Raw genomic sequence first — 26224 nt, forward strand, 5'->3', positions numbered from 1 at the left:
AATTCTCCTCTCATTAGCACATCTTATTCAACATATCGACACGGATTTGGTGACGGCCACCATCGTATTTACCATTGACGAAGCCTTTGGCAATGTTCTTGGCTAATTCATCCCCAACAATTTCAGCACCCATGGTAATCATACGAGAATTGTTGTGGCCACGTGTCATATAAGCAGATCGTTCATCTGAAACTTCTGCTGCTACCATTCCTTTGATTTTAGTTGCAACCATAAATGGACCAGCACCGTAAGCATCAATCACGATTCCAAGATTTTGATCGTTTTTGTTCACTTCGCTAGCAACTGCAAGTGTCACATCTACAAAATCTTGACCTTCAGCAGTTACATCCACAACATCAAAGTTTTCTTTTACAAGAAACTCTTTCACGAGATCTTTTAATCTTAATCCTGCAGCATCTGCACCAATTACAATAGACATGTCCTGTCCTCCTTTTGTTCGTTTCAGCAAATATCCCTGTTGTTAATTTTTCACAAAGGAACATTTTCTTACTTTTGATATTATATTACACCTATTTTGAACGAAAGTCAACATTAAATTGTTTATTTTCGAACATTTTTTTAAAATAAAAACACCATATCCACAACAGATATGGTGTCAGTTTTCAAACTACATATGACGATTATTTTGCATTTGCAGCATATTCTTCGTTACGTTTGATCATTTGTTTTCTGTACCAAGCGAAGATTCCGATATAGAATGCCAAGAAGACAACTACACCAAGGATAGCTTTGATATCACCAGTTGTTGCGTTACCGATTGTCCAACCGAGCAATTTTTCAACTGGTCCTTCAAGAGTTGAGTGAGTGATCAATTGAGTAGAAGCTACCCCTTTAGGGAAGGCATCAACACTCTTAGCCAATTGAGTTGCAAATGGTGCAATCAATGTTCCTGAAAGAAGGAAGAGTGGCAAGAGAAGGCTTCCGAAGATGATCATACGGATCAATTTACCGCGTGTTACAACCAACAAGGCTGGAGTCACACCCATAGCGATGATACCTGCAAGTGGCAAGATACCATTTCCGACTTTAGAAAGAAGCACTGCTTCGATCAACATGATTGGTGCAAGTACGTTGGCACAAGCCCAAATTTCAGCACGACCAGCGATAAATGGCCAGTCCAAACCGATGTTGAATTTACGTCCTTGAAGACGTTTAGTAGCAACGTTTGTAATACCTTGTGACAATGGTTCTACCGCTGCGATGAACCAAGAACCGATCAATGAGAACAATTCCAAGCAGACACCGGCAGTCAAACCAAGGCTCAACCAACCTTTAATAACCAATTCCCATTTGTCAGCATCTTGCACGCCAGCAACTGGATGTGGAGTACCCATGATACCGATGACGATACCAAGAAGGAAACCGATAAAGAATTTAGATCCCCAGAAACCGATCTTCTTGTTCAATTTAGCAGCGTCGAAGTCGTATTTATCAAGACCAGGGAAGAATTTGTCAAAGATTTTATCCAAGACCATGATGATTGGGTTCATCATGTAGTTCATGTGAGTTGAAGTCATAGGTGATGAACTTGGAGCATTCAAAAGATCATCAAATGTTGGTTTCATCAAGTCTGAGTTGATGATTTTCATAATCCCTACAAGGACAACTGCAAGAGTTGCCAAGAAGAGTGATAAACCTTGGCTCACACCGTTGTTGTCTGCATACCATTTGATCAAAAGACCAGTGATAGACAAGTGCCAGATATCGAAGATATCGACGTCAAGTGTATCTGTTTTCTTGATCGCAAGCATGATAACGTTGACAATCAACATAATCAACAAGAAGTAAAGTGTCCAGGCAGACCCCCAAGTGATGGTCGCAAGAGGTGCCCAACCAACGTCAGTGATATTCAATTGAATACCTGTGTTCTCAACGAATTTTGCAAGAGACGCTGAGAAAGCTCCATTCAACATACCGATGATAGCACCGATACCAGTAAGGGCGATGGCAAGTTTAATACCACCTTCAAGGGCTTTAGAGAATTTCACTCCAAACAAGAGAGCCAATAAAGTCAAGACGATCAACATGATGATCGGAGCACCCATGTCTAGGATGGGTTTGAAAAATTTATTGGCAAAATCAATAATGCCATTCATAATAAATCCTCCCGATTTATAATTTGTTATATTAGACTTTAATCGTTCCCAATTTTATCATTGGATAACGCTTACAAACTGTTTTAAAAAAATATTAACTTAATCCATGTTCTTTAATGGCAGCTTCGATGTTATCAAAGACTGGCGCACTCATCGCTGGAATACGGAATAAAATTGGTCCTGCTTCTACCACTGGAATACCAGGATCAAATCCCAAATCAGTTGCAGCAATTGGAGTAAAGATATCATAACCTGAAATCAAATCTTCATTGACATCTTTGACCATGACAGCGTCACAACGCACATCATAACCACGGTTTGACAACTCTTCTTCCAACGCATTCTTAATTTGGTGGCTAGAGTTAACACCTGCACCACAGGCAGCTAAAATTTTAATCATTTGGATGTCCTCCATTATAAATATTTACGAATGTTTTAGGAAATAGTTTCCGTAATGTATTGATAAAGCTTATCTTCACTATCTAATTTTGATAGAGCTTCGAGATTTCCATTGGATGTAAAGAAATCCATCAGCTGGGCCAAAATATTGGTTTGGCTAGAGCTTGAATTGTTGATAATGAAGAATAAAAGTGAAACTTGGACTTCCTTATCTGGAGCAATCATATTATGGAAGGTTACGGGTTGATCCAAACGAACCACGACCACATTCTCAGTGAGATTATGGACAATGTCTGTGTGCGGGATCGCCACATTTGGTAAGTCCTTACCAAGAAATTCCATGTCTAATCCAGTCGGGAAAGACTTTTCACGCTCAATCAAAGCGGAACGATAGGTTGGTGTCACAATCTGTCGCTCTTCCAATAAGCTTGCTACCTGCTCAAAGAGATCTGTTTGATCCTTGGCATGTAGGCAAAATACAAGATCTTTGTTAAAGAGTTGATTTAATCCCATTGTTGCCACCTCCTTATCTAACTATTTATTTATAGCTTCAGTATATCACTATATTGATTGATTGTCAATCATTTTTTGTCTAAATTTGTTTAATTTTGTTTGTATATCTCTCTAAAGCGCTTCCTAACCGTCATTTTCTAACATCCTTAAAAAAGTAAAAAGTGGTCTCTTTTTTGAGACCACTTGATCTTAAATGATTTTCGTATACAAGGCGTATTTGTCTTTGATTTTCTTTGGAATACTATCATCGGTAATAATGGCATTTAGATCTTCCACACGATAGAAACTGTAGAAGGAATAACTATCAAACTTGCTGTTATCAGCTACCACATATTTCTCTATCGCATTGTTCAGAATAATGGCATTGCCATTTCCTTCTTCTTCATTAGCAGTAGATACACTATGGCCATCGATTCCATTCACCCCGATGAAGGCCTTAGAAACCTTGATTTCTTTCAAAAGTTTATTGGCAAATTGACCGACAAAGGTTTGTGTCTTTACCCTGTAGCGACCACCAACTAAGATCAAGTCATAATTCGGGAAATCCTTGAGCTTCTCAAAAATGGGGAGGGAATTGGTGACGATGCTAATTTCTTTCCCTTCCAAATAATCTCCGATAAAGTCTGTTGTTGTACCAGAGCCAATAAAGACGGTATCCCCATTTTCGATCAAGTCTGCACATTTTTTGGCAATGCTTCGTTTCTCATCAATATTGATCAGATTTTTTTCACTGTGAGAAGCTTCTAATAAGCTATCTTTGACTTTTTTGTGGGCCCCACCATGTACACGAACTAAAAGACCTTGTTTTTCAAGATCAATCAGATCTCGACGAATGGTCATATCTGTCACCCCAAAAAGTTCCTTGAGCTCTTTGACCGATACCACACTTTTTCGATCCAGTTCCTGAAGAATTTCAACATGTCTGCTATCTTTCATGGTACTACTTCCATTCCTACTATATTTGTCTCTATTATACTACATTTTTCAAAAAACACAAATTCAAACATTATATTAACAAGAGTAAACATGATATTTTTAAATAAATAAAAGAAAAAAAGCCTTCCGTTAATCCGGAAAGCTTTGATTTATGCTATTTCTAGCTTCCTCACCTTTGGATCAAGGCTCGGGATAAAAAGGTTCACTGAACCTTTTTATTTTGCGATTGGGTAAACAGAAACTTGTTTTTTATCGCGACCTTTACGTTCGAAGCGTACTACGCCTTCAACTTTTGCGAACAAAGTATCGTCTCCACCACGTCCAACGTTCACACCTGGGTAGATGTGAGTACCGCGTTGACGGTAAAGGATAGATCCACCTGTTACAGTTTGTCCATCAGCTGCTTTAGCTCCAAGACGTTTTGCTTGTGAATCACGTCCGTTTGATGTAGAACCTCCACCTTTTTTGTGGGCGAAAAGTTGCAAGTTAGCAAGATTCAATTTCAACATAATTGTTTTCCTCCATGTTAGTTTTCTGTGATAACTCTTGTTTGGACGAACTCTGAAGAGTTCTCCGATAAGTTTGCCATCCCTAAGAAAAATGATTCAAAGAATAGTTGGGTCATTTCTCTTTGATGTGGTGGAATATCTGTCGGGATTGTGACCCGAAGGAAGCCACCTTCTTCTTCGTTTAATTCTAGATCCGGTTCGTAGCCTGCAAACTTCTCAACAGAGTTGACAAAGTTAATGGCTAGAGTCGAAACCGATGCACACACGACATCAAAGCCGTATTCACCGCTTCCAGCGTGCCCAGTGATTTCTGCACTCCTCAGCTCGCCATCTTCGGCTCGTTCAAAGACTGCTTGTATCATGTGTTCTCCTAAAAATTAAGCGTTGATAGCGTTGATGACAACTTTAGTGTAAGGTTGACGGTGACCTTGTTTACGGTGGCTACCTTTTTTAGGTTTGTACTTGTAAGTAACAACTTTCTTTTGTTTTCCTTGTTTTTCAACAGTTCCAACAACAGTAGCTCCTGAAACAAGTGGAGTTCCGACAACAGTGTTTTCACCACCAACAAGAACAACTTCGTTAAATGTAACTTCTTGACCAGCTTCAACGTTCAATTTTTCAACGTAGACTGCTTGACCAACTTCAACTTTAACTTGTTTTCCGCCAGTTTTAATGATTGCGTATGTGCTCATTATGCACCTCCTATGTATTTTTGGGTTTCCCCGTATTTTTGTGAAGACTCGCCTAGCATCGTGGGACGAACCACTTACTCTCATGGAAATGAGCGACGATGTTCGAGCGGTTGCACAGGCATGTGCATAGTCAACTCTCTTAGTATATCACTTCTATCAGACAAAGACAAGTATTTTTGCGCTTTGAAAGCGAATTTTCTTTGAAAAATCTATTTTTTGTATCTTGTAGTTTAAGATCGCATTCAAAACCGGCTTTCATCTACTTATCCTTAAATTTAAAGTCATTGAAACTCATTTTTGCTTTTGAAGAATCGTTCATGCTCTTCATTTTTTCTTCTTGTTCCTTGGTGATTTTGATAGGAATGGCTGCAGCCGTATTGGGTTTCAATACACCAGATTCGCTCACTTCATAGTCAACTGTGACATCTTTGAATAGTGGCTCCCCATCATATTCCAAATTCAGAACAAAGGATCCATCACGATCGATGGTTGTGGTGGTACGATTCACGATAAAGAACAAGGCGAAGCGATTTTCCTCATTTCCAAAGGTATAGCCTGGGAAAAAGACAAATAATTTTCCAGGTTCTCCAAGCGTTGGATGTTCCTTGATAAATTTCTCAGATGCTTCCAAGACTTCGTTGTCCTGATCTTTGTACTGGTCGGCTCTGACAAATGTGAGCGGTTCTTTTTTACTACTGGTTGACTGGCTGGTCTTTTCTTCTTTTTTCGGGCCAGTAAATGATACTTTGACACAGCCTGTCAACAGAAGCAAACTTGTCATTAATACGATAATTTTTTTCATCTTGTCTCCTTTAAGTTGGTTAGAAAAAGAGGCTGGATACGCCCAGTCTCTCCTATAGCAAATCCTCAATCAGGTCATCAACCTCGTCTTTTTCTACTTTTGGTGTGATCTCTGTTACGATGATGCCTGCTACCGCACGCTCAACCAAATCTTCCACATCCATCCGTTGCTCATACTGCTCCGCATTTTTGAGTTTTGGATTCGTCTTTGGACGGTCTGGCGCAAAGATGGTACAACAGTCTTCGAATGGCTGGATAGAAATTTCAAAGGTATCAATGGCTTGGGCAATATCGATGATTTCCAATTTGTCCATGGTCACTACCGGACGAATAACCGGCGTATTAGTCACTGCATTGATGGCCTGCATACTCTCTAAGGTTTGGCTAGCCACTTGTCCCAAGCTTTCACCATTGATAATCACCAAACCACCGCGAACCTCGCGAATGCGGTCTGTAATGCGCATCATAAAGCGACGAGTCAGGGTCATTAGGTAAGCTTCTGGCGCTTTAGCCTTGATTTCCTCTTGGATCTCTGTGAAGGGAACCTCGATAAATTGGATATTGCCGCCAAACTTAGTCAACTTCCGTGTTAAATCATGGGCTTTTTTAAGAGCTCCTGGGCTGGTATAAGGTGGGCTAGCAAAGTGGACCGCCTCGATATCCACTCCACGCTTCAAGGCTAGGTAACCAGCTACTGGAGAGTCGATCCCACCAGAAAGCATGAGCATGCCCTTGCCAGATGTACCAACAGGAAGGCCACCAGCTCCCTTAATGGTTTCATAAGAAATATAGGCTGCTTCTTCTCGAATTTCAACTTGCAAGTTGATATCTGGTTTTTTCATCTGAGCTTGGATGGTTGGGATCGCTTCAAAGACCGCACCTCCCAAGGTTTGGTTGAGCTCGCGACTATCGAGTTCAAAGGTATGGTCACTGCGTTTACTTGAGATTTTAAAGGTCAAGCCGTCCTTGTAAATCTCCTTCATAATCTCTTGCACAGCCGCTTTTAAGGCCGGAACAGATTTTTCAATCTTGTATACGGGTGAAAAATTTTGGATTCCAAAAACCTGCTTGAGGGATTCTGCTACTGGCTCATAATCCGTCCCGTGCAGATAAGCATGCGCTCGATCACGGTCGGCTGTCACTTTGACAGCTGGATAGATAGATAAAACATCTTGGATATTATTGCGAAGTTTATTGATAAAACGCATACGGTTCTTTCCTTTAGTAGAAAGCTCTCCATAGCGAATCATAATTTCTGAATAGGTTAAGGTCATGTTGATTTCCTTCTAAAATTAACGTACTTTTCGTGTTTGCTCGTAAATCAGTTTGAACTTGGTCAAGAATTGCTCGACTTGGCTCATGTCATTTTCAATATCGAGACTGAGGCGAACTGCTGTCTGTGCGATACTCTTGTCCACTCCCATGGCAATCAAGGTTCCAGCTGGCTTACCTGCTTTGGACGAACAGGCACTAGTGGTCGAGATGTAAATATCAAACTCTTCAAAGGCATGGACCACTACTTCTCCACGAACTCCCTTGATCCCGAAAGTCAAGATGTGAGGCGCAAAGTGATCCTCACCAGAAAAGATAGTGACATCTGGATAGTTGGACAATTCTTTGCGGATGACTTCTTTCATCTGCTGGGTCTTGCTGGCAAAAGCTTCTTGGTTTTCCATGGCTAAGCGTAGGGCTTTTGCTGTTGCTGCAATGCCTGCCACATTCTCAGTTGTCGAGCGCATTTCTTTTTCTTGACCACCTCCGGTTAAGAGAGGGGTGATCTTTTTGCCTTCTTTGATGTAGACAAAGCCGACTCCGCGAAGTCCATGGAATTTGTGACTAGAGAAGGTCGCAAAGTCCACGCGCTCTGGTAGATAAACTTCTGTTGCTACCTTTGCCAAAGCTTGAACCGCATCGACATGAAAACTAATAGTTGGACGATCTTCTAGGAGAGCCGCGATGTCATGGATGGGCTGGATGGAGCCAATCTCATTGTTGACGGCCATGACAGAAACCAAAGTCGTATCTGGACGGAGAAGACTAGCCAAGGCATCCACCTTGACAAAGCCACGCGCATCCACTGGAGCATAATCCACTTCGAATCCCTGCGTCTTTAACCAAGCAGCCGATTCCTTGATAGCGGGATGCTCGATGTCAGAGACAATGATATGCTTGCCATAAGGAGCTTTCTCAAAGGCGACACCCTTTAGGATCCAGTTGTCCCCTTCTGTTCCACCAGACGTGAAGTAAATTTCCTCAGCTTTCTTGCCAATTAGCTCCGCAATTTGTTTCCGAGAAGCTTCCAAAATACGAGTAGCTTGACTACCTAGATTGTGCAAACTAGAAGGGTTGCCCCAGATCCGAGTCGCTACTTCTGTATAGGTCGCAAGGGCCTCTGGATAGGGTTTGGTCGTTGCTGAATTGTCAAAATAGATCATGTCCTACGCATCCATCACTTTCTTTTTACGTAACTTCTATTTTATCATTTCTAACCGCTTGGGACAAGGATTTGATAAAGAGAGATGCGGCAAAATCACTCTATAAAATTCAGTTCTTTTTAGACATTTTTCAGAAAATGACTTATAATAGGAAAGTGTTAAAAAACAATTTTTGATAGAAAGAGAATGAACATGTCACAATATTCAAGAAGTAACAAAAACCAAAAACCTGAGGAAAAAGCAGATACAAGGCCATCTCGTGGTGAGAAAGTCAAACAAGGTTTGTCCGTATTTCAAACCGTTGTAGCTACGATTGCCAGTCTCCTAGGGATTATCGTCACTTCCTTTACCATCATGAGCCTGCTCAATAAAGATAATCAAAAGACAGAAGACAAACCCTCTAGTAGCACCAGCGTCGTCGTGGTTCATGATAAGGGATCTGACTCAAGCGCTACCAATACAGATACTAACACCAATACGCAAACCGATTCAAGCAATACAGAAACAAGTTCACAAAAAGAAACCGATAGCTCATCTGCTACTGAATCTAGCTCGTCTGCCGCACAAGACCAAGGTTCCACAGCAACAGACAGTGGCGCAGATACAGCATCATCTAGAACCAACTAAAAAATCAGTAAGGACAACCTTACTGATTTTTTTTTGGCTTTCGATGCCAGCTTTTTCTGATTTATATAGAAAGCATCTATCTCATTGTCGTACTCCCACTTGAGCTTTGAACGCTCTTCCTAGATTTGATCCAATTACTCAAGTAATCTCCCCCCTATATCAATGTCGGATCCTATATACATCTCATCTAGATTCAATGTATTGTCCTCATTAATTGGGATATCTACTCCCCAACCCGATTCTTCAATATGATTTATACGTCCATAAACATTCATATAATATTCGGGAGTTGTAAGCCCACCATCACTCCATTGTGTCTGATCCCAATCAATCTGAACGGATTCAACTTTTGAATTTTGTGCTTTGACTAAATCAATAACCTTCTGTTCGTGTTCTTTTAGGTAGTCCAGTTGTTCTTTTTTTATGTCTCCTTCTGGTTTTTGTACGACTTTCTTTGAAGATGGGGTCGTTATCTTCTGTTCGGGTCTTTTGGTCAGGGTCATGATTTTTCCTCCAAGAAAAACCAGTCCTAGGATCGGTAACAAAATAATCAAAAATAGTTCCATTTGTCTCTTCATTCAATTCTCTCCAATCTACACACTTTTAATTGATCTATCAACTTATTTATTCGAAAATTCTTCCGCCTATCCTTAAGGATTGGCCCAAATACATCATTTTTAAATTAATTTTTCCATCTTCCACGACTACATCAACTCGCCAACTCGATTCAGGATTTTGATTAAATCCACCAAAAATGAGAATCATTTCGTCACCGCCTTGAGGTGTTCCATTCCCTGCTACTCCCCACTGAGTTTCATCCCAATATATTTGGACAGATTCGACTTTTGGATTTTGGGCTTTCACAAAATCGACGATTTCTTTTTCATGTTCTTTGAGGTAAGCGAGCTGCTTTTGTTTAATGGCTTTTTTGTCTTCTTTGATTGATGAAGAAACATTCGTTTTATCTTGCTTGGTATCTTCCTTCTGTTTCATGGTACATCCAGCTATACATAGCACCACCGCAATTGATACACCTATCATCATGATTTTTCGACTTTTCATAAGTCCTCCTACCATTTTGTACAGATTTTTCTTTAAAATGTCCACCTATCATTTCTGGATCTATTATGAACTCATAGCTCAAGTATTTTTGGAATTCTTTCCTCTTAATAGGTAGAATGATCTGTTGATTTTATTAAGGAAAATTCGAACCAGAGATTGAATCAATTGAACTTGGATTCTCAACATTTGGTTTTGGGACAATAAAAAATGAATAACCATTGAATTCCTTATCATTTGCCCCATAGACCTTTAAACGAATGTCAAACCCAGATTCCGTAAAAGCACCACTATCTCCTACTTTCACACTATCCCAGTCATACTTGACTCGAACAACTTCTGGATCATTCAACTTTATGTAGTTAGTAATTTCGGACTCGTGTTTTTTTAAAAAGTCGACTTGCCTTTGAGTAACAGTTGCTGTATCTTCTTTGGTGGAGGAAGAAACATTCGTTTTTTCTTGCTTCATCTCTTCTTTAGATTTTACAGTGCAACCTGTGATGATGAGCAATGTGACACATAAAGCAAGTAAATTGAAAATCATTTTTTCTTGTCTCTTCATAAATCCTCCTTACAGGCTTTGAATCTTCCAGTTCTTACTCAATATAATTACCCTTAATACTAATATGATAGCCCATACTGAAAGTCATCTTTTGATCAGAACCAAATACGACATCCACCCTCCATCCTGAATCTTCAAGTTGATTGACGGTACCAAAAATTTCTATGACCTCATCTCCACCTTGTGGGGTCCCATTTCCACCATCAATCCATTGCGTTTCATCCCAATAAATCTGAACAGATTCAACCTTTGAACTCTTTGATTTCACAAAATCGACGATTTCTTGCTCATGTTCCTTGAGAAAAGAGAGCTGTTTTTGTTTAATGACTCCTCTGTCTTTCTTTGTGGTTGAAGAGGTGACAGTCTGCGCTTGTCTGCTCTTTTCACGTTCTTGCTTCACACATCCTACTAGACATCCAAGTGTTGAAATGAAAGCAAGTGCGATCATCAGATTGTTTATTTGTTTTCTCATAATTTTATTTCGTTTAAAAATGATTCCTCTATTGCATCTCTCATTGTCTAACGGACGGATCATTTCTTTTCTACCCGATATAAACTATCAGAACCAATTGAATCTATTTTAGGCATTTTATTTTCGTCTAACGTAAAATTCAGGCTAAAATTTGTTAGATCACTTCCATTGGCATAACCATAAACTAATAGTATTTCGTCACCTCCCTGAGGTGTTCCATTACCTCCTACAACTGTTTTAATACTGTCCCAGTCATAAGACACCTGATGAATATTGGCATTATGTGCTTTCACATAGGCCGTCATTTCTTGCTCGTGTTCTTTCAGATAGGCGAGCTGTTTTTGTTTAATGTCTTCTTTGGTTGATGAAGAAGCGATGTGATCCATTGGTTTCGTCTGTTCTTTTGGATTTCCAACACACCCTCCAAGGCTTAAAATTCCAGCAATGGCAACAACTGTTACCATGATTTGTCTTGTTTGTAATTTCATAGCTTTTCCTTGTCCCAATTACTCAAATACTTCTCCTCCAACACCAAAAGCATTGCTTAACATCATTGTTTTTAGATCAGGCATTTCATTATGAATCTCAATTGTGACATTCCAACCAGAATTTTCAATATGATTAAAGCCACCATACAACTCGATGATTTCGCCACCTCCTTGAGGGGTTCCGTTGCCTGCTTCGCCCCATCGAATATCACTCCAATTAACCTGAACAGATTCTATTTTAGAATTTTTTGACTTTACAAAATCAATAATTTCTTTTTCATGTTCTTTCAAATAGGCAATTTGTTTTTGCTTCGTCGCTTCTTTATCTTCCTTGGTTGTCGAAGGGGCTGCAATGGGTGCTTGTTTTGTTTGCTCTTTTGATTTTATGGTACATCCTCCTATACTTGCAAGGAGAGCTAATGTAGAGATTAATATAAATATCGTTCGTTTTTCCATGGGGTAACTTTCTCTAACACAGTTCATTTTCAATACGTATTGTACTTGTTTAGGAAATCGGCTTTCCGCCAATCGTAGGTTCATGGAGCATAAACATTTCTCGCATGTTAATTGATTGATCATCATTAATTGGAATATCCACTCCCCATCCTGAGTTCTCAATATGATTAATGCGACCAAAAACATTCATATAATATTCGGGAGTTGTAAGCCCACCATCACTCATCTGAGTTTCATCCCAATCAATCTGAACGGATTCGACTTTTGGATTTTGAGCTTTCACAAAATCGCCGATTTCTTTTTCATGTTTTTTCAAATAGGCTACTTGTTCTTTTTTTATCTCTTCTTCTGATTTTTGAATGACTTTCTTTGAAGAAGCGGTTGTTATCTTCTGCTCCGGTCTTTTGGTCAGTGTCATGATTTTTCCTCCTAGAAAAACAATTCCTAGGATCGGTAACAGAATAATCAAAAATAGTTCCAGTCGTCTCTTCATCTCTTCTTCTCCAAACTATGATAGTCTGCCAAAAATAACTACACTTCGAATCAATCTATCAACTTAATCACTCGAAAATTTCTTGACCTATGCTTAAGTTTTGCCCAAGTGACATCGTCTTTAAATTAATCTTTCCATCTTCCACAACCAAATCAACTCGCCAACCAGATTCAGGATTTTGATTAAATCCGCCAAAAATGAGAATCATCTCGTCACCACCTTGTGGCGTCCCATTTCCTGCTACTCCCCACTGAGTTTGATCCCAATCAATCTGAACGGATTCGACTTTCGGATTTTGGGCTTTTACAAAATCGATGATTTCTTGCTCGTGTTCCTTGAGAAAAGCGATTTGTTCTTTTTTTATTTCTTCTTCTGATTTCTGTACGACTTTCTTTGAAGATGAGGCCGTTATCTTCTGTTCAGGTCTTTTGGTTAGATGCATGATCTTTCCTCCAAGAAAAACCAGTCCTAGTATCGGTAACAAAATGATCAAAAATAGTTCCATTTGTCTCTTCATTCAATTCTCTCCAATCGTTCCTTTCATGACTGAATAGGCCAGTCACTTTCCTTACTATTATAGCATCTTTCATTTGAATCTCAATCTAACTCACTAGTTAGAGACTTTATGCAACAATCATAAAAGAACTTGCGAGGTTCTGCTAGATTATAGGTAATCCTTTTTTACAAATATCAACCTAGGTGATGCTAAATATTCAAATGTTGCATTTTTGTAGAGTATCTAAAAATAAAATGAAACTTTCCGCTGTGAGAAAAGTGCTAGAAACACCATTGTTTCTAGCACTCGGTAGTTTTGGAACCTTAGGTCCAAAACTAAGTCATGGAACTTCTTCGAAGTTCGCTGACATCCGTACTCACTTAAGGAAAGTTTCTAAGAAGAATTCATCTTCAAACAAAAAGGAACCCGGAGGTTCCTTTTGTGTTATTTACGATACATCTTGACCTGGAGGTAAAGATCGTTATAGACTCCAAGTAATTTCTTGCCTAATTGTTGATAGACTTCCAAATGGTCCAGCGTTTCATCGCTTGGATAGAAGGCTTGGTCATCTTGGATTTCTTTTGGCAACATGGCTTTGGCTTTTTTATTTGGCGTTGAGTAGCCGACATAAAGAGCATTTTTCAAAGCATTTTTAGGACGAAGCATGAAGTTAATAAAGGCATATGCTGCTTCTTTATTTTTCACGGTTTTTGGAATGACAATGTTATCAAACCAAAGGTTGCTGGCTTCAGTTGGGACGACATAGCGAAGATCCTTATTGGCTTCGAGCATTTGGCTGGCTTCTCCTGAGAAGGTAACCCCAATAGCCGCATTGTTTTGGATCATATAGCCTTTCATCTCATCAGCAACCAAAGCTTTGATGTTTGGCGTCAAGGTGTAGAGTTTATCTACTGCCTCTTGTAATTTCTTTGGATCCTTTTCATTGAGGCTATAGCCCAAGGTATTGAGACCAATTCCCATGACCTCACGCGCACCATCGTACATCATGATGTCATTTCTGTACTCTTCACGCCAGAGATCTGACCAATGTTCAGGAGCATTTTTAACCATCTTGGTATTGTAGACGATCCCCAAGGTACCCCAGAAATAAGGGACTGAATATTGGTTGCCTGGATCAAACGATTGGTTCAAGAGTTTTGGATCGATATTTTCCATCCCTTTAATCTTGGATTGGTCCAACTTTTCAACCAGATGTTCATCCATCATCTTGGCAATCATGTATTCACTAGGAATCGCAATATCGTAGGTAGTTCCCCCTTGCTTGATCTTAGTGTACATGGCTTCGTTGGAATCAAAGGTATCATATTGCACCTGAATTCCTGTTTCTTTGGTAAATTCCTTGAGCAAGTCTGGATCGATATAATCTCCCCAGTTGTAAATGACCAGCTTGTCACTATTCTTGGTATTCATGCTCGCTTCGATCTGGTGGCTAATTCCCCAGAGGACCAGAATGACAAGGACAATCCCAGTTAGGAATGAATAAAGTTTTTTCATGCTGTTTCCTCCTTTTCACGGGTAATAAAGTAATAACCGATGACCAAGAGCACACTAAAGAGAAAGACAAGGGCGGACAAGGCATTGATACTGAGGGAAATCCCTTGTCGCGCACGGGAGTAGATCTCTACAGATAAGGTTGTAAAGCCATTTCCGGTTACAAAGAAAGTCACGGCAAAGTCATCAAGCGAATAGGTAAAAGCCATAAAGTAGCCCGCAATAATGGCTGGTGTCAGATACGGCAACATGATCTCTTTGAGCATTTGCACTTGGGTAGCTCCCAAGTCATAGGCAGCATTGACCATATCCCGGTTCATTTCCTTGAGACGTGGCAAGACCATCAAGACCACAATGGGAATCGAGAAGGCTACGTGGCTAGCCAGAACAGATAGGAAACCTAGCTGGTACTTGACCGTCGTAAAGAGAATCAAGAAGCTGGCCCCGATCATAACGTCTGGCGCTACCATGAGAATGTTGTTAATGGAGAGCAAAGGTCCTTCTAACTTTTTCTTGGATTGGTAAATATAAATGGCTCCAAAGGTTCCAATCACTGTCGCAATCAAGGCTGACAAGAAGGCCAAGAGGAAGGTCTCTGATAAGATCAGCATCAGGCGACTATCTGCGAACAATTCATTGAAATGCTCAAGCGTGAAGCCCGTGAAGGCATTCATATCTCCCCCTTTATTGAAGGCATAAAAGATCAAATAGAAGATGGGAAGATAGAGGATCAGAAAGACGAAGCCTAGATAGAAATGGGATACTTTTTTCATCGTTCTCTCCTTTCTCTAGTTGCCCACATGGTAAGGAGCATAGCAAGGATCAGAACAACTCCGATGGTAGAACCCATTCCCCAGTTTTGTGTTGTCAGGAAGTGCTGTTCAATCGCAGTCCCTAAGGTAATGACTCGGTTTCCACCGATCATCCGTGTCAACATGAAGAGACTCAGACTAGGAATAAAGACAGACTGCACACCTGAGCGGACTCCATTCATGGACAAGGGGAAGACCACATGACGGAAGGTATCCCAACGATTGGCTCCCAAATCATAGCTGGCATTAATCAAGTTTGGATCTAAGTCATCTAAGACATTAAAGATCGGCAAAATCATAAAAGGCAACTCGATGTAGCTGGCTACAAAGATAAAGGAGAAATCGGTAAAGAGGATCTGCTGGGGAGCGACTCCGAGAAAGCTTAAAAAGCTATTAATGGAGCCGTTTTGCCCAAAGATTCCGATAAAGGCATAGGCCTTGAGCAAGAGATTGACCCAGGTTGGCAAGACGATCAACATCAACCACAACTGCCGGTGTTTAAGCAGCGTCAAAAAGTAAGCAGTCGGGTAGGAGATCAAGAGCGTCACCAGGGTGACGATTCCGGCATAAAGGACCGAATTAAAGCTCATCTTTAAATAGGTCAAATTTTGCGAAGTGAAGAACTCTTTGTAGTTTTCAAGTGAAAACTGCCCTTCAACGTTAAAAAACGATTGAAAGATGATCATGACTACAGGTGCCAAGACAAAGAGAAAAATCCACAAGAAATAGGGGAGGATAAATAGATTAGAGGTTGTTTTCTTCATCTCTTTCCTCCTCAATGGCATTAATCAAACCAGCTTCTTGCTCTTCCACTTCAACGTACTCTTCGATCCGCGCATCGAATTCTTCTTCGGTTTCGTTGAGACGCATAACGTGGATATCTTCTGGTTCAAAGTCTAGCCCAATGACTTCTCCCACGATAGCCTTCCGAGTGGAGTGAATCATCCACTCATTTCCCAAATCATCATAAGCGATGATCTCGTAATGCACACCACGGAAGAGCTGGGTGTCCACCTTCACTTGGAGCTTGCCTTCTTCAGGAAGAGTGATTTGCAAGTCTTCAGGACGAATGACGACTTCAACTGGTTCATTTGGACGCATTCCCCCATCGACCGCTTCAAAGCGTTTGCCATTAAACTCCACCAAGTAGTCCTCGATCATACGCCCATCTAGAATGTTGGACTCCCCGATAAAGGTAGCTACAAAGTGGTTGATCGGTTCATCATAGATATCTACTGGTGTACCAGATTGGACGATCTCTCCTTCATTCATGACAAAGATCCAGTCACTCATGGCAAGGGCTTCTTCTTGGTCGTGGGTAACAAAAACAAAGGTAATCCCCAAACGTTGTTGCAATTCCCGCAACTCATACTGCATGTCTGTCCGAAGTTTCAAGTCAAGTGCAGACAAGGGCTCATCTAAAAGGACCACTCGTGGTTCATTGATAATAGCCCGTGCAATAGCTACCCGTTGGCGTTGACCACCAGATAATTTTTGGATCGAACGTTTTTCAAATCCAGCTAACTGGACCATTTTCAAGACTTCTGAAACCCGACGTTCAATCTCAGCCTTGTCCACCTTTTTCAAACGAAGGGGAAAAGCCACATTTTCAAAGACCGTCATATGTGGAAACAGGGCATAGGACTGAAAGACGGTGTGGACGTCCCGTTTGTTGGTAGGGACATCATTGATCCGTTCCCCATCAAGATAGACATCTCCAGTCGTCGCATCCAAAAGACCTGCAATGATATTAAGGATGGTCGATTTTCCTGATCCAGATGCACCAAGCAGGGTATAGAACTTCCCTTCTTCCAATTCAAAATTGATATCCTTTAGGACAACGGTTCCGCTATCTTCAAAGACCTTTGAAACATTTTTAAACTCAATAATTGGTTTTTTCAATTCACATAAATTCCTTCTTTACTGCGATTACCAAACTGCTTTTCATACGAAAATGCAGCGGCTGACAGGAAGACCTGTCAGACCACCAATACCTCTCGGGGACTTACTAGACTGCCCCACCTATTTACGGTATCGATAGGCACTCACCCCCTCTCCGACTGATGCTATCGATGGTTCACTATCAATTGTTCTTCACTACTAAAGTTCTTAGTCTTGGCCGATAATGCGAACTTCTGCTTCTAAACGGACGCCTGAGTGAGCTTCTACTGCCTCAATGACATGGGCGATCAGGTCTTCGTAGTCCTTAGCTGTTCCATTGTCGACATTGACCATAAAGCCGGCATGCTTTTCAGAAACTTCCACACCACCGATTCGATAGCCTTTCAGACCTGCTTCACTGATCAATTGACCTGCAAAATGACCGACAGGACGCTTAAAGACAGATCCACAAGAAGGGTATTCAAGGGGTTGTTTCAACTGACGAAGATGGGTCAACCGATCCATCTCCTGCTTGATCACCTCGTGATTGCCTGGTGACAAAGCAAATTTGGCAGAGATGACGACAGCACCTGTCTCTTGAATCTTAGAATGACGGTAGCCAAAAGCTAGTTCACTCGCTGACAGAGTTTCGATCTCTCCGTCTTTGGTCAAGACCTTACAGGATACTAGGACATGAGCGATTTCTCCCCCATAGGCTCCCGCATTCATAAAGACAGCACCACCGACACTGCCTGGAATGCCACTAGCAAACTCGAAGCCTTTCAAACTATGGTGCAAGGCCACATGAGTGGTGTCGATGAGTTTAGCTCCTGCCTCTGCTTCGATCACATAGCCGTCCACACTGATGTCACGCAAGCGATCAAACATAATGACAAATCCCGGAATGCCCCCATCACGGACAATGATATTGGACGCATTGCCCAGGACCATCCATGGGATTTGCTCTTGGTTGGCAAATTGGACGATGCGTTTTAATTCGTATTGGTTGCGAGGGAAGGCTAAAAATTCAGCATTCCCACCGACCTTTGTGAAGGTATAATGTTTTAAAGGTTCTTGAAAACGGATATCAATCCCTTCAAGAATTTGATTCATTTTTTCATTCATCTTTCTGTCTGTTCTCTCTCTATAAAAATACAAACTATTATACCAAATTTTTGACTATTTTTCGACCCTAAAAAACAAAAGAAGACCTATAATATTCAGGCCTTCCTTTTACCATTTATTATGCAATTTTACGTGCGATGGTACGATTCTTTTGTCCATCCAGAGCTGATTTGACCGAAATCCAAGCACCACCAAGAGTAAAGACAGCTAGCAAGCCTAGATTCAAGTAAAATTTATCTGGGACGTCCCCTGAAAATGTCGCTTCATTGAGAAGCGTCCAGGACATATCAAATGGCAAATCCAGTTCACTCATAAGCGCCAAAGTATAATCTAATTGGTTGACCAAAAAGACGGTCAAGACCATCAAAATAGCTGAAACTACCACACCTTTTTTAGTCAATTTCTTACCAAGGATCTCATAACCTTTGATGGTACAAAAACCAAGGGCTGCCCCTGCTAAAACAGACACATAGCCAAGACGCGCTACCAAGAGGGCAACGGCTCCACCGATGATCACACCGATCACAGCCCCTACAATCCCTAAAAGGAAGTTTTCTTCCCGAGCTTCATAAGCTTCAACTGTATCTTGCACTTCGGCTTGGTAAGCTCTAAAGGTTTCATCGTCGATTAAAAAGATCGCATCTCCAATTTGATACAGACCGATTGGTCCTTCCTCACCCGTTTGCGCATTCACTTGCACAAATTGGTGGTTGAGCAAGAAATCAACAATATCTTGGATAGCTGTCCATAAGGTTTCGACAGCCTTCCCTTTGGTCATTCCACCTTTGACGACGATCGAGGTCAAGTAACCATCAGAAGAGATAGCATTAATGGCTTTTGATTGTTCTTTTAATTCATTCCAAAGAATTTCACTATCTTCGATCAAGTCTCCTTCGGAACCTTGTTTCACACTGAGTGAAATGGTAAATACATTCTTGGTTTGAGCGCCTTCAATGACCAACAAGAAGCCTTCACGCTCTCCATACATCACACGGGCTTCGCCATCAAATTGCAGTCCAAGATCGGTAGCAATACTATATAAATATTCTGGTTTCATGTTTCCCCCTAGATTTTCGGGAAAGCTTGAGCTTTTCCCCATACAGTTTCCATTCTACCATAGGAGAAGCAAAAAGGACATATACAAAAGTATACATCCTTTTTTCAATTGTGTTACATTCAGTCTTATTTCTCGACACGAACGCCAAATGTGTCGATTTTAAGTTGGAAAATCTGACCATCTAGCCCAAGTGCTGCGAGAGCTGCTACAAAGGATGCGACATGCTCTGGTGCCAAAAGGTTCATGATCGTTGGGCCTGCTCCTGAAAGATAGGTGGCATAAGCATCGTGTTGATGCGCAACTTCTTTTACCTGAGGGAATTCTTTGACCAAGGATTGACGATAGCGCTCGTGGAAATGATCTAACTCAATGGAGCGACCAGCCGTCTCCAAATCTCCCTTGAGAAGAGCCGCGATGGCCACATTGGCTACACTACTAGCTGCAACAGCTTCCTTATAAGACCATTCTTTCGGTAGGACATTGCGGCTATCGCTGGTCTTCAATTGGTAGCTCGGTACAAAGGCCACAAGGTCACAGCTTGGGAAGTCAGCCGTGACATATTGGACATCCTCACCGATATAGCTCGCAATGACCATATTCCCAAAGATAGCTGGAGCTACATTATCCGGATGCCCTTCGATCTCGGTCGCGATGCGTAATTTCTCAGCATCTGATAGCTGGAGGTTGGCTAATTGGTTGGCCAATTCAATCCCTGCTACAATGACCGAGCTAGAAGATCCAAGACCACGCGCCAAAGGCACTTCACTAGTCATCTTGATCCGATGGGGTTGCATATCAGTTGAGATAGAAAGAGCTGTTGAGAGCAAAAGGTTTTTCTCATCTGTCGGAATCCCTGCTCCAAGATCATGCTCAATGAACCAAGCATCAGCTGGTTCAAGGACTTCAATGGTCAAATAGCGAGTCACGGCAATCCCAACCGAATCAAATCCTGGCCCTACATTGGCACTGGTTGCTGGAACAATAATTTTCATGCTTATTCTCCCAAGACTTTAAAGGTATTCAAGAGTTCGAAATTCGCCTCTGAATCCAATTTTTCAACCAAGTTCTTGAATTGAGTTTGGTTAACTTGGTGAGTAATGATGACAACACTTGCATAGTGACCATCTGAGTCTTCTTGAAGGATTTGCTTGAAGGAAGCTCCTTCTGCATTAAAGATTTCCGCAAGACGCAAGATTTGACCAGTCGCATCTGGTGCTTTGATTGAGAAGTAATAATTGTTCTTCACGTCTTCTGGCTTAGCCAATTGAAGAGGGCGACTGTATTCATTGAAGGCTTTACCGATTGTTCCTTCTTTTAGTCGACGGACAATGCGAACGAGGTCGGCTACGACACTTGTCGCAGTTGGTTTTTGACCAGCACCTGGTCCGTAGTACATAGACTCACCAATACCGATGGATTCCACATAGACCGCATTCATGACATCATTCACTCCTGCGAGTGGATGTTGTTTTGGAAGGAAGGTTGGTGTCACTTCTGCTGCGATCCCTGACTCTGTTTCAACGATAGATCCGACCAGCTTAATGACATATCCAAGGCTTTGAGCAACCGATACATCTTGAGGAGTGATCTGGCTAATTCCTTTGTGACCTACTTGGTCAAATTGGATATTCATCCCAAAAGCGAACTGGCTCAAGATCACCATCTTGTATGCAGCATCGATTCCTTCAACGTCGTTGGTTGGATCACTTTCAGCGTAACCAAGACGTTGCGCTTCTGCTAAAGCATCCTCATAAGTCCAGCCTTCTTCGACCATTTTGGTCATCATGAAGTTAGATGTTCCATTGACCACCCCGAGCACTTTGGTCACCTTGTCGGAAGCAAGGGAATTCACCAAGGTCCGAAGGATTGGGATCCCACCAGCTACGGCAGCTTCATAATAAAGAGCCACTTGGTGTTTTTTAGCAATCTCTAGCAACTCGCTTCCATGAACGGCAAGAAGGTCTTTGTTAGCAGAAACCACGTGCTTCCCTGCTTCAAGAGCACGGGTGATAAAGGTCTTAGCTGGCTCAATACGACCCATCAATTCAACCACGATGGCAATGTCCTTGTCTTCAATGATCTCATCGACATTGGTCACAAAGTTGTAGTCATGACCAGCAGCTTGTAATTTTTCCTTCTCAGCATCATCTCGAACCAAGACCTTGGCGATCTCGATTTCATCTTGAGCTGCCTGGGTGATTTTTTCATGGTTTTCTTTTAATAAAAATGGTACGCCACTTGCAACAGTACCAAATCCTAGTAAGGCAATCTTAACAGACATCCTATTGACTCCTTGAATTTTCTATAGTAGCTCCATTATAACAAAAACTTGAGCGTTTGACAGCCAATTGCCTTAAAAATTCTGAATTTTCATGACAGGATCTGCCTGTAGCAAGTTCTGGAAAAGAACCTAGAATTTGTGGTACAATAAAGAAAATAATGAAAACGGTGACACTATGAGTAAACGAAGAGTACCTAAAAAAATCAAAGCCCTACTTGGAATCAATGCCCTCCTACTGGTCTGTATCTTTATTTGTAGCTTTCTTCTGATCAAGCGGATCACTCAGCCGAATGAGGGGAATACCAGTGGCACTGCCATGACGCGTTCTCTCGAAGAAGGTAGCTCCTCTATCGAGTGGACTCGGGTGAAAAAGCCGGTCAAACTGCCCATCCTCATGTACCACTCCGTGCACAATATGGCCGAGTCTGAAGCTGCCAATGCTAATTTGATCGTTGATCCAGAAACCTTTGAAAGCCAACTAAAGGCCCTAAAAAAAGCGGGTTACTACACCCTGACACCTGGGGAAGCCTATCGCATCCTCGTCAAGAACGAAGTACCCAAAGGAAAGAAATTTGTCTGGCTGACCTTTGATGATGGCGTCGAAGATTTCTATACTATCGTCTATCCGCTTCTTAAGAAGTACAAGATGACCGCCACCAATAATATCATCACGGACTTTACCCAAAAGGAAAAAGAAAATGTCCTGACCTTTGACCAAATCAAAGAGATGAAAAGTGCTGGCTTGACCTTTGAAAGCCATACGGTCAATCATCCAGACCTAGCCAATTCCAGTCTTGAGACCCAAAAGAATGAGCTAGTTGCTTCTAAACGCCTGCTAGATAAGGTGCTGGATCAAAATACCAGCGTTATCGTCTACCCATCCGGTCGCTACAGCCAGGTCACGATCGACCAAGCCAAGAAAGCTGACTACAAACTAGGCCTCACCACTAAAAATGGACTAGCCAGCTCCGCTGATGGACTCTATTCCCTCAAACGAGTCCGGATCCTTCCAACCACTACAGGAGAGGATCTCCTAGCCATGATCCAAGAATAAAGAAAGAGAGTGGGACAGAAATCGGTAATTCGTTAGAATTCGATTTCGTCGTCCCACCTCCGCACAGTTGAGTAGGGCTGTAAAAGCTGATGAAATCAGCGTAGTAGAGCCCACTCAACCACTGCGTCTTGCTCGACAATCCAAAAATAATTGAGAGGCTAGGACTTTTGTCCCAGCCTCTTTTGTTAGAGTTACTTATAAAAAATTTTTTATCGTTGATTCATAAACTGTAATAGGATTCAAAAATTTTTAAAAGAGCTTCAACATTGATTTGCTATAGTCTTTGACTTTCTTTTATAAATGCTCAAAACAATTGCAAATGACAACAACTGCCAAAGAATAATTCTCACTATCTGCAAGCTATCTGATTCAGAATTTGAGACAACATGAACCAGATTTGAAGCAAGATTGTTGAAAAGATGATCTCCTAGTCCTAGCCACAAGGAACCTGTCATTTTGTATAGTAAGGACCATTTAATGCTCATCATTCCCGCTAGGATAACATAGCCAATCCCCATGGTAATAAGATTTAAGAGTGACGATTCTCCTTGAAGATAATCTCTGAAAGGCATTGCCAAGTGCCATATTCCAAATAGGAAGGCTATAAAGAATAGACTCTTACGGTAAGAAATCCCTTCAAGAATTTTGGTGAAAAGGCCACGAAAAACTCCTTCTTCCATCCACACGTTTATCAGGTTAAATAAGACACTTAACAAGATAAACAAGATGCCTGCTTGTGATCCTTTTTCATCAGTTAAAGAGAAACCACTCGCATAAAATGATAAGTGAACATTGTCATGAAGAAACAAGAGAACAATACACTCAACTGTATATGCAAAGATGGAGCACACTAAACCAAAGAGTAGGCCATTTCCTATACCTCTTATTATTCCATTAGGTGTAAAACCAATATCTATCCATCTTAATTTGCTAATTGAAAGAATTCCCCACAATAAAAGTATTCCAAAAAGCTTGTGTAGAAAATTCTACGATAAAAAGGTTTCATCTGTCCTCATATAGAAGTATTCGAATAGCCTTGCTACTGAGCAGATAACAAATATAATTGAACAACTTAAAATAGGTTTCTTTATTAGTTGATTTAGCATATCTTTCTTTCAAATAAGTCTTTTATAAAAGTTAATTTCAATATTTCACTCAGTCCAATTCCTTCTCTAGTTCTTTTAGAAAGGTGATTAAAAATTGATGGCGACTTTCTGCCATTTGTTTGGCAGTCTCCGTGTTCATTTCATCTTTTAAGAGGAGCAACTTGTCGTGGAAATGTTGGACGGTATCAGTAAGGGGTCTCCCTTTGTGGCCACCATAGGAAAAAGTTCGCGCAATTCCTACAGCTCCTATCGCATCGAGCCGGTCTGCATCCTGGACAATCTTGCCTTCTAAGGTTTCTGGATGTTTACCGCGATTTTTGCTGAAAGAAACAGCATTGATTACCCGACAAATCTGCTCGATTTGGTTTTTAGGAGTACCGATCTCTTCTAGAAACTTACGAGCATTCGCATGATTCTCTGTTTGAAACAATTTATCATCATCAGCATCGTGAAGAAGAGCTGACAAGCCCACTATCTCCAGATCACATGGCCCTTCTGCTTGTGCGATTCTCATAGCATTAGTATAGACGCGGAGGGTATGCTCTACATCATGGCCATCCGCTCGATCAGCAAATAAGGTTTTCACATACTGCTTAGCAGCAAGAATTCGTTCTTCCATCATCGTTCTTGTCCTTTGAATAATCTATGTATAGTTCTATCTATTCATTTGGGCTAGTTATGGAGAGGGGCAGTTTACTTTAAAACCACCTATCGGTGGTTCTTACTTCTTCTTTTGTGGGAAGAGAGGAAGGCCTAGGGTCGCGATTTTCTCAGCGGGAATCTTCATGCCATCCTTGATCCATTTGGAGATGACAGAGACAATGGCTGAGCTCCAGAAGGAATTGAGGTAGCTGCCAGCGCCATTTGATGAGCTGCCATTTCGTTTTTCTAAAAAGTCATAGACTGCCTTGGTCAAGAGCCGTTCAAAATTGTAATCAATGGCCAGGCTGATAATCTTAGCTTCTTTCTTAACTTCCTTAAAAAGATAGACCCAGACTTGGTAGAGATCTGTCTTGAGGTTGTAGCCATCTAAAGACTTGGTAATTTTTGCGATACTAGATTGAAAGATAGACTCAAGAATCTCTTCTTTTGATCCATAATTGCGGTAAAAGGCCGCGCGAGAGACCCCAGCACGCTGAACCAGCTCAGAGATGGTGATCTTTTTCAGATCTTTTTTCTCCAATAGTTGCAGGAGAGAGATTTCGATGGATTCTCGTGTAATCGCATTGTTTTCTTGGTTAAATCGTTTGAGATTTTCCAAGGATTTCTCGGATATTTTTCTTTCTGCCATAACATTTACTTTCTATCTGTCTCACCTGATGTTATCTGCTTGGATAGCATGGTACTTCATGATATAATTGTAAAAGAAGACAAACTACTTGTCAATGTACATTTTTATACAATTATGAGGTATGAACTGATGAAATGGAAAATTATTGCGGATTCAGGCTGTGACTACCGCTCTTTGGACAACCTGGCACCAGATACGGAGTTTGTCAGTGTCCCACTGACCATCCAAGTGGGAGAAACTATCTACACAGATGATGTCCAACTCAATATCGATCAGATGATGGAGGAGATGTATGCGACTGCGACTGCATCTAAGTCTGCCTGCCCAAGTCCGGATGATTACATGAAGTCTTTTGAAGGGGCGGATAATATCTTCGTTGTTACCATCACAGGGACCCTTTCTGGTAGTTACAATAGTGCCGAGGTGGCCAAGAAAATTTATCTGGAAGAGCATCCGAATACCAATATTCACGTCATTAATAGCTTGTCAGCTGGGGGCGAGGTGGACCTAATCGTTCGCAAGCTCAACCAGTTGGTCGCTGAAGGTCTCGATTTTGATCAAGTGGTTGATGTGATCACTACTTATCAGTCTAAAACCAAGTTGCTCTTTGTTTTGGCTAAGGTCGATAATCTGGTCAAAAATGGGCGTCTCAGCAAATTGATCGGGACTGTTGTCGGACTCCTCAATATCCGGATGGTCGGAGAAGCTAGTAAGACGGGTACCCTTGAGTTGCTTCAAAAAGCACGGGGACAAAAGAAAGCTATCAAGGCTGCTTTTGATGAACTAATCAAGGCGGGTTATAAGGGCGGACATATTACCATCGCCCACCGCAACAATGAAAAATTTATCGAGCAATTCTCTGAATTGGTTCGTGAGAAATTCGCCCATGCAATGATCGAAGTCCTCCCTACTTCTGGACTTTGTAGTTTCTATGCTGAAGAAGGCGGACTCCTTATGGGATATGAGATTTAAGTTACCACTAAAAAGGAGGCTGGGACAAAAGTCCTAGCCTCTTTATTGTTTTTGGATTGTCGATCAAGACGCAGTGGT

The 26224-nt window shown here is 41.3% G+C and carries 33 protein-coding genes and 1 other annotated feature; of the genes, 3 read left to right on the top strand and 30 right to left on the bottom strand.

The genetic code is table 11. From position 1 onward, the window contains the following. Positions 1–13: 13 nt before the first annotated feature. The 11 genes from lacA to RIN70_RS06285 form a co-directional block, all read right to left on the bottom strand. Positions 14–439 (bottom strand): galactose-6-phosphate isomerase subunit LacA, encoded by a 426-nt coding sequence (lacA, locus tag RIN70_RS06235; protein WP_003007724.1) that lies wholly within the window; start codon positions 437–439, stop codon positions 14–16. 202 nt (positions 440–641) lie between these two features. Further along, on the bottom strand, positions 642–2117 hold the full coding sequence (locus RIN70_RS06240) for a PTS transporter subunit IIC (RefSeq protein WP_045759559.1): 1476 nt from the start codon (positions 2115–2117) through the stop codon (positions 642–644). A gap of 94 nt (positions 2118–2211) precedes the next feature. Next, entirely contained in the window at positions 2212–2517 is a 306-nt protein-coding gene (locus tag RIN70_RS06245; protein WP_003002828.1) for a PTS sugar transporter subunit IIB, read from the bottom strand. Between the two features lie 35 nt (positions 2518–2552). Then, the gene (locus tag RIN70_RS06250; RefSeq protein ID WP_003007730.1) at positions 2553–3029 is read right to left on the bottom strand and encodes a PTS sugar transporter subunit IIA; all 477 of its coding nucleotides are present in this window, start codon (positions 3027–3029) and stop codon (positions 2553–2555) included. Positions 3030–3218: 189 nt separating this feature from the next. Further along, the gene (locus RIN70_RS06255; RefSeq protein ID WP_003007732.1) at positions 3219–3965 is read right to left on the bottom strand and encodes a DeoR/GlpR family DNA-binding transcription regulator; all 747 of its coding nucleotides are present in this window, start codon (positions 3963–3965) and stop codon (positions 3219–3221) included. A 215-nt stretch (positions 3966–4180) separates the two neighbouring features. Continuing rightward, positions 4181–4474 (bottom strand): 50S ribosomal protein L27, encoded by a 294-nt coding sequence (gene rpmA, locus RIN70_RS06260; protein WP_003002805.1) that lies wholly within the window; start codon positions 4472–4474, stop codon positions 4181–4183. Positions 4475–4491: 17 nt separating this feature from the next. Continuing rightward, positions 4492–4836, bottom strand: a complete 345-nt coding sequence (locus RIN70_RS06265; protein ID WP_003002581.1) for a ribosomal-processing cysteine protease Prp — start codon at positions 4834–4836, stop codon at positions 4492–4494. A gap of 15 nt (positions 4837–4851) precedes the next feature. Then, positions 4852–5166, bottom strand: coding sequence for a 50S ribosomal protein L21 (gene rplU / locus RIN70_RS06270; protein WP_003007734.1), 315 nt, complete (start codon positions 5164–5166; stop codon positions 4852–4854). 34 nt (positions 5167–5200) lie between these two features. Continuing rightward, positions 5201–5288, bottom strand: a sequence feature (ribosomal protein L21 leader region). A gap of 137 nt (positions 5289–5425) precedes the next feature. Then, on the bottom strand, positions 5426–5968 hold the full coding sequence (locus RIN70_RS06275) for a membrane lipoprotein lipid attachment site-containing protein (protein WP_070594946.1): 543 nt from the start codon (positions 5966–5968) through the stop codon (positions 5426–5428). 52 nt (positions 5969–6020) lie between these two features. After that, positions 6021–7241 (bottom strand): tRNA uracil 4-sulfurtransferase ThiI, encoded by a 1221-nt coding sequence (gene thiI / locus RIN70_RS06280; protein WP_070594947.1) that lies wholly within the window; start codon positions 7239–7241, stop codon positions 6021–6023. An 18-nt stretch (positions 7242–7259) separates the two neighbouring features. Further along, positions 7260–8402, bottom strand: coding sequence for a cysteine desulfurase family protein (locus tag RIN70_RS06285; protein WP_070594948.1), 1143 nt, complete (start codon positions 8400–8402; stop codon positions 7260–7262). A gap of 192 nt (positions 8403–8594) precedes the next feature. Here RIN70_RS06285 and RIN70_RS06290 point away from each other — a divergent pair, with 192 nt between their 5' ends. Then, positions 8595–9029 (top strand): DUF6556 family protein, encoded by a 435-nt coding sequence (locus RIN70_RS06290; RefSeq protein WP_070594949.1) that lies wholly within the window; start codon positions 8595–8597, stop codon positions 9027–9029. Between the two features lie 134 nt (positions 9030–9163). On the opposite strand, the gene RIN70_RS06295 is transcribed toward RIN70_RS06290, so the two are convergent. From RIN70_RS06295 to RIN70_RS06370, 16 genes are all read right to left on the bottom strand, one after another. After that, complete coding sequence (locus RIN70_RS06295) at positions 9164–9607, bottom strand: hypothetical protein (protein WP_049492014.1); 444 nt, start codon at positions 9605–9607, stop codon at positions 9164–9166. 46 nt (positions 9608–9653) lie between these two features. Further along, positions 9654–10091 carry a lipoprotein BUG3 gene (locus RIN70_RS06300; protein WP_256263202.1) on the bottom strand — a complete coding sequence of 146 codons (438 nt, stop codon included), beginning with the start codon at positions 10089–10091 and terminating at the stop codon, positions 9654–9656. A gap of 133 nt (positions 10092–10224) precedes the next feature. Next, a complete protein-coding gene (locus RIN70_RS06305) occupies positions 10225–10650 on the bottom strand; it encodes a hypothetical protein (protein WP_070594951.1) in 426 nt (141 codons plus the stop codon). 34 nt (positions 10651–10684) lie between these two features. Beyond that, positions 10685–11122 (bottom strand): lipoprotein BUG3, encoded by a 438-nt coding sequence (locus RIN70_RS06310; protein WP_070595087.1) that lies wholly within the window; start codon positions 11120–11122, stop codon positions 10685–10687. 59 nt (positions 11123–11181) lie between these two features. Next, entirely contained in the window at positions 11182–11610 is a 429-nt protein-coding gene (locus tag RIN70_RS06315) for a hypothetical protein (RefSeq protein WP_070595085.1), read from the bottom strand. Between the two features lie 18 nt (positions 11611–11628). Continuing rightward, positions 11629–12066 (bottom strand): TroA family protein, encoded by a 438-nt coding sequence (locus RIN70_RS06320; protein ID WP_176745993.1) that lies wholly within the window; start codon positions 12064–12066, stop codon positions 11629–11631. A 49-nt stretch (positions 12067–12115) separates the two neighbouring features. After that, positions 12116–12559: a hypothetical protein gene (locus tag RIN70_RS06325; RefSeq protein WP_070594952.1), complete on the bottom strand. Its 444-nt coding sequence runs from the start codon at positions 12557–12559 to the stop codon at positions 12116–12118. Between the two features lie 67 nt (positions 12560–12626). Next, positions 12627–13076 (bottom strand): hypothetical protein, encoded by a 450-nt coding sequence (locus RIN70_RS06330; protein WP_070594953.1) that lies wholly within the window; start codon positions 13074–13076, stop codon positions 12627–12629. A gap of 423 nt (positions 13077–13499) precedes the next feature. After that, entirely contained in the window at positions 13500–14570 is a 1071-nt protein-coding gene (locus RIN70_RS06335; protein WP_070594954.1) for an ABC transporter substrate-binding protein, read from the bottom strand. Continuing rightward, complete coding sequence (locus RIN70_RS06340) at positions 14567–15340, bottom strand: ABC transporter permease (RefSeq protein ID WP_003016507.1); 774 nt, start codon at positions 15338–15340, stop codon at positions 14567–14569. Before RIN70_RS06340 ends, RIN70_RS06335 begins: the two co-directional genes overlap by 4 nt. Next, positions 15337–16143 (bottom strand): ABC transporter permease, encoded by an 807-nt coding sequence (locus RIN70_RS06345; RefSeq protein WP_049475040.1) that lies wholly within the window; start codon positions 16141–16143, stop codon positions 15337–15339. The genes RIN70_RS06340 and RIN70_RS06345 overlap by 4 nt, the downstream gene beginning before the upstream one ends. Further along, positions 16124–17281 carry an ABC transporter ATP-binding protein gene (locus tag RIN70_RS06350; RefSeq protein ID WP_003002881.1) on the bottom strand — a complete coding sequence of 386 codons (1158 nt, stop codon included), beginning with the start codon at positions 17279–17281 and terminating at the stop codon, positions 16124–16126. The genes RIN70_RS06345 and RIN70_RS06350 overlap by 20 nt, the downstream gene beginning before the upstream one ends. Positions 17282–17488: 207 nt before the next feature. Then, a complete protein-coding gene (murB, locus tag RIN70_RS06355) occupies positions 17489–18385 on the bottom strand; it encodes a UDP-N-acetylmuramate dehydrogenase (RefSeq protein ID WP_070594955.1) in 897 nt (298 codons plus the stop codon). Positions 18386–18503: 118 nt separating this feature from the next. Beyond that, the gene (locus RIN70_RS06360; protein WP_070594956.1) at positions 18504–19484 is read right to left on the bottom strand and encodes a hypothetical protein; all 981 of its coding nucleotides are present in this window, start codon (positions 19482–19484) and stop codon (positions 18504–18506) included. 83 nt (positions 19485–19567) lie between these two features. Continuing rightward, on the bottom strand, positions 19568–20434 hold the full coding sequence (gene thrB, locus RIN70_RS06365; RefSeq protein ID WP_070594957.1) for a homoserine kinase: 867 nt from the start codon (positions 20432–20434) through the stop codon (positions 19568–19570). 2 nt (positions 20435–20436) lie between these two features. Further along, positions 20437–21723 (bottom strand): homoserine dehydrogenase, encoded by a 1287-nt coding sequence (locus RIN70_RS06370; protein ID WP_023918393.1) that lies wholly within the window; start codon positions 21721–21723, stop codon positions 20437–20439. Positions 21724–21898: 175 nt separating this feature from the next. On the opposite strand from RIN70_RS06370, the gene RIN70_RS06375 reads away from it, so the two are divergent. Then, entirely contained in the window at positions 21899–22777 is an 879-nt protein-coding gene (locus tag RIN70_RS06375) for a polysaccharide deacetylase family protein (RefSeq protein WP_049492061.1), read from the top strand. Between the two features lie 260 nt (positions 22778–23037). Here RIN70_RS06375 and RIN70_RS06380 read toward each other — a convergent pair whose 3' ends face one another. The 3 genes from RIN70_RS06380 to RIN70_RS06390 all read right to left on the bottom strand — a co-directional run bounded on the left by RIN70_RS06380 (position 23038) and on the right by RIN70_RS06390 (position 25174). Beyond that, positions 23038–23730 (bottom strand): CPBP family intramembrane glutamic endopeptidase, encoded by a 693-nt coding sequence (locus tag RIN70_RS06380; protein ID WP_256263205.1) that lies wholly within the window; start codon positions 23728–23730, stop codon positions 23038–23040. A 202-nt stretch (positions 23731–23932) separates the two neighbouring features. Beyond that, positions 23933–24505, bottom strand: coding sequence for an HD domain-containing protein (locus tag RIN70_RS06385; RefSeq protein WP_023918398.1), 573 nt, complete (start codon positions 24503–24505; stop codon positions 23933–23935). Between the two features lie 99 nt (positions 24506–24604). After that, positions 24605–25174 (bottom strand): TetR/AcrR family transcriptional regulator, encoded by a 570-nt coding sequence (locus RIN70_RS06390; protein ID WP_037599347.1) that lies wholly within the window; start codon positions 25172–25174, stop codon positions 24605–24607. Between the two features lie 129 nt (positions 25175–25303). Here RIN70_RS06390 and RIN70_RS06395 point away from each other — a divergent pair, with 129 nt between their 5' ends. After that, positions 25304–26146: a DegV family protein gene (locus RIN70_RS06395; protein WP_070594958.1), complete on the top strand. Its 843-nt coding sequence runs from the start codon at positions 25304–25306 to the stop codon at positions 26144–26146. The last annotated feature ends 78 nt before the right edge of the window (positions 26147–26224 follow it).

It is taken from the genome of Streptococcus parasanguinis (assembly GCF_032163505.1).
Lineage (GTDB): Bacteria > Bacillota > Bacilli > Lactobacillales > Streptococcaceae > Streptococcus > Streptococcus parasanguinis_V.

What these genes read in the sequence shown, in the direction of transcription:
- RIN70_RS06295 (WP_049492014.1), bottom strand. Translation starts at nt 9,607, where the DNA reads ATGAAGAGACAAATGGAACTATTTTTGATTATTTTGTTACCGATCCTA.
- RIN70_RS06330 (WP_070594953.1), bottom strand. Translation starts at nt 13,076, where the DNA reads ATGAAGAGACAAATGGAACTATTTTTGATCATTTTGTTACCGATACTA.
- RIN70_RS06320 (WP_176745993.1), bottom strand. Translation starts at nt 12,066, where the DNA reads ATGGAAAAACGAACGATATTTATATTAATCTCTACATTAGCTCTCCTT.
- RIN70_RS06265 (WP_003002581.1), bottom strand. Translation starts at nt 4,836, where the DNA reads ATGATACAAGCAGTCTTTGAACGAGCCGAAGATGGCGAGCTGAGGAGT.
- RIN70_RS06255 (WP_003007732.1), bottom strand. Translation starts at nt 3,965, where the DNA reads ATGAAAGATAGCAGACATGTTGAAATTCTTCAGGAACTGGATCGAAAA.
- RIN70_RS06385 (WP_023918398.1), bottom strand. Translation starts at nt 24,505, where the DNA reads ATGATGGAAGAACGAATTCTTGCTGCTAAGCAGTATGTGAAAACCTTA.
- RIN70_RS06290 (WP_070594949.1), top strand. Translation starts at nt 8,595, where the DNA reads ATGTCACAATATTCAAGAAGTAACAAAAACCAAAAACCTGAGGAAAAA.
- RIN70_RS06375 (WP_049492061.1), top strand. Translation starts at nt 21,899, where the DNA reads ATGAGTAAACGAAGAGTACCTAAAAAAATCAAAGCCCTACTTGGAATC.
- RIN70_RS06310 (WP_070595087.1), bottom strand. Translation starts at nt 11,122, where the DNA reads ATGAGAAAACAAATAAACAATCTGATGATCGCACTTGCTTTCATTTCA.
- RIN70_RS06390 (WP_037599347.1), bottom strand. Translation starts at nt 25,174, where the DNA reads ATGGCAGAAAGAAAAATATCCGAGAAATCCTTGGAAAATCTCAAACGA.
- RIN70_RS06240 (WP_045759559.1), bottom strand. Translation starts at nt 2,117, where the DNA reads ATGAATGGCATTATTGATTTTGCCAATAAATTTTTCAAACCCATCCTA.
- rplU (WP_003007734.1), bottom strand. Translation starts at nt 5,166, where the DNA reads ATGAGCACATACGCAATCATTAAAACTGGCGGAAAACAAGTTAAAGTT.
- RIN70_RS06245 (WP_003002828.1), bottom strand. Translation starts at nt 2,517, where the DNA reads ATGATTAAAATTTTAGCTGCCTGTGGTGCAGGTGTTAACTCTAGCCAC.
- RIN70_RS06315 (WP_070595085.1), bottom strand. Translation starts at nt 11,610, where the DNA reads ATGAAATTACAAACAAGACAAATCATGGTAACAGTTGTTGCCATTGCT.
- RIN70_RS06345 (WP_049475040.1), bottom strand. Translation starts at nt 16,143, where the DNA reads ATGAAGAAAACAACCTCTAATCTATTTATCCTCCCCTATTTCTTGTGG.
- lacA (WP_003007724.1), bottom strand. Translation starts at nt 439, where the DNA reads ATGTCTATTGTAATTGGTGCAGATGCTGCAGGATTAAGATTAAAAGAT.
- RIN70_RS06335 (WP_070594954.1), bottom strand. Translation starts at nt 14,570, where the DNA reads ATGAAAAAACTTTATTCATTCCTAACTGGGATTGTCCTTGTCATTCTG.
- murB (WP_070594955.1), bottom strand. Translation starts at nt 18,385, where the DNA reads ATGAATGAAAAAATGAATCAAATTCTTGAAGGGATTGATATCCGTTTT.
- RIN70_RS06395 (WP_070594958.1), top strand. Translation starts at nt 25,304, where the DNA reads ATGAAATGGAAAATTATTGCGGATTCAGGCTGTGACTACCGCTCTTTG.
- RIN70_RS06340 (WP_003016507.1), bottom strand. Translation starts at nt 15,340, where the DNA reads ATGAAAAAAGTATCCCATTTCTATCTAGGCTTCGTCTTTCTGATCCTC.
- RIN70_RS06325 (WP_070594952.1), bottom strand. Translation starts at nt 12,559, where the DNA reads ATGAAGAGACGACTGGAACTATTTTTGATTATTCTGTTACCGATCCTA.
- rpmA (WP_003002805.1), bottom strand. Translation starts at nt 4,474, where the DNA reads ATGTTGAAATTGAATCTTGCTAACTTGCAACTTTTCGCCCACAAAAAA.
- RIN70_RS06275 (WP_070594946.1), bottom strand. Translation starts at nt 5,968, where the DNA reads ATGAAAAAAATTATCGTATTAATGACAAGTTTGCTTCTGTTGACAGGC.
- thrB (WP_070594957.1), bottom strand. Translation starts at nt 20,434, where the DNA reads ATGAAAATTATTGTTCCAGCAACCAGTGCCAATGTAGGGCCAGGATTT.
- RIN70_RS06300 (WP_256263202.1), bottom strand. Translation starts at nt 10,091, where the DNA reads ATGAAAAGTCGAAAAATCATGATGATAGGTGTATCAATTGCGGTGGTG.
- RIN70_RS06250 (WP_003007730.1), bottom strand. Translation starts at nt 3,029, where the DNA reads ATGGGATTAAATCAACTCTTTAACAAAGATCTTGTATTTTGCCTACAT.
- RIN70_RS06360 (WP_070594956.1), bottom strand. Translation starts at nt 19,484, where the DNA reads ATGGGGAAAAGCTCAAGCTTTCCCGAAAATCTAGGGGGAAACATGAAA.
- RIN70_RS06285 (WP_070594948.1), bottom strand. Translation starts at nt 8,402, where the DNA reads ATGATCTATTTTGACAATTCAGCAACGACCAAACCCTATCCAGAGGCC.
- RIN70_RS06370 (WP_023918393.1), bottom strand. Translation starts at nt 21,723, where the DNA reads ATGTCTGTTAAGATTGCCTTACTAGGATTTGGTACTGTTGCAAGTGGC.
- RIN70_RS06305 (WP_070594951.1), bottom strand. Translation starts at nt 10,650, where the DNA reads ATGAAGAGACAAGAAAAAATGATTTTCAATTTACTTGCTTTATGTGTC.
- thiI (WP_070594947.1), bottom strand. Translation starts at nt 7,241, where the DNA reads ATGACCTTAACCTATTCAGAAATTATGATTCGCTATGGAGAGCTTTCT.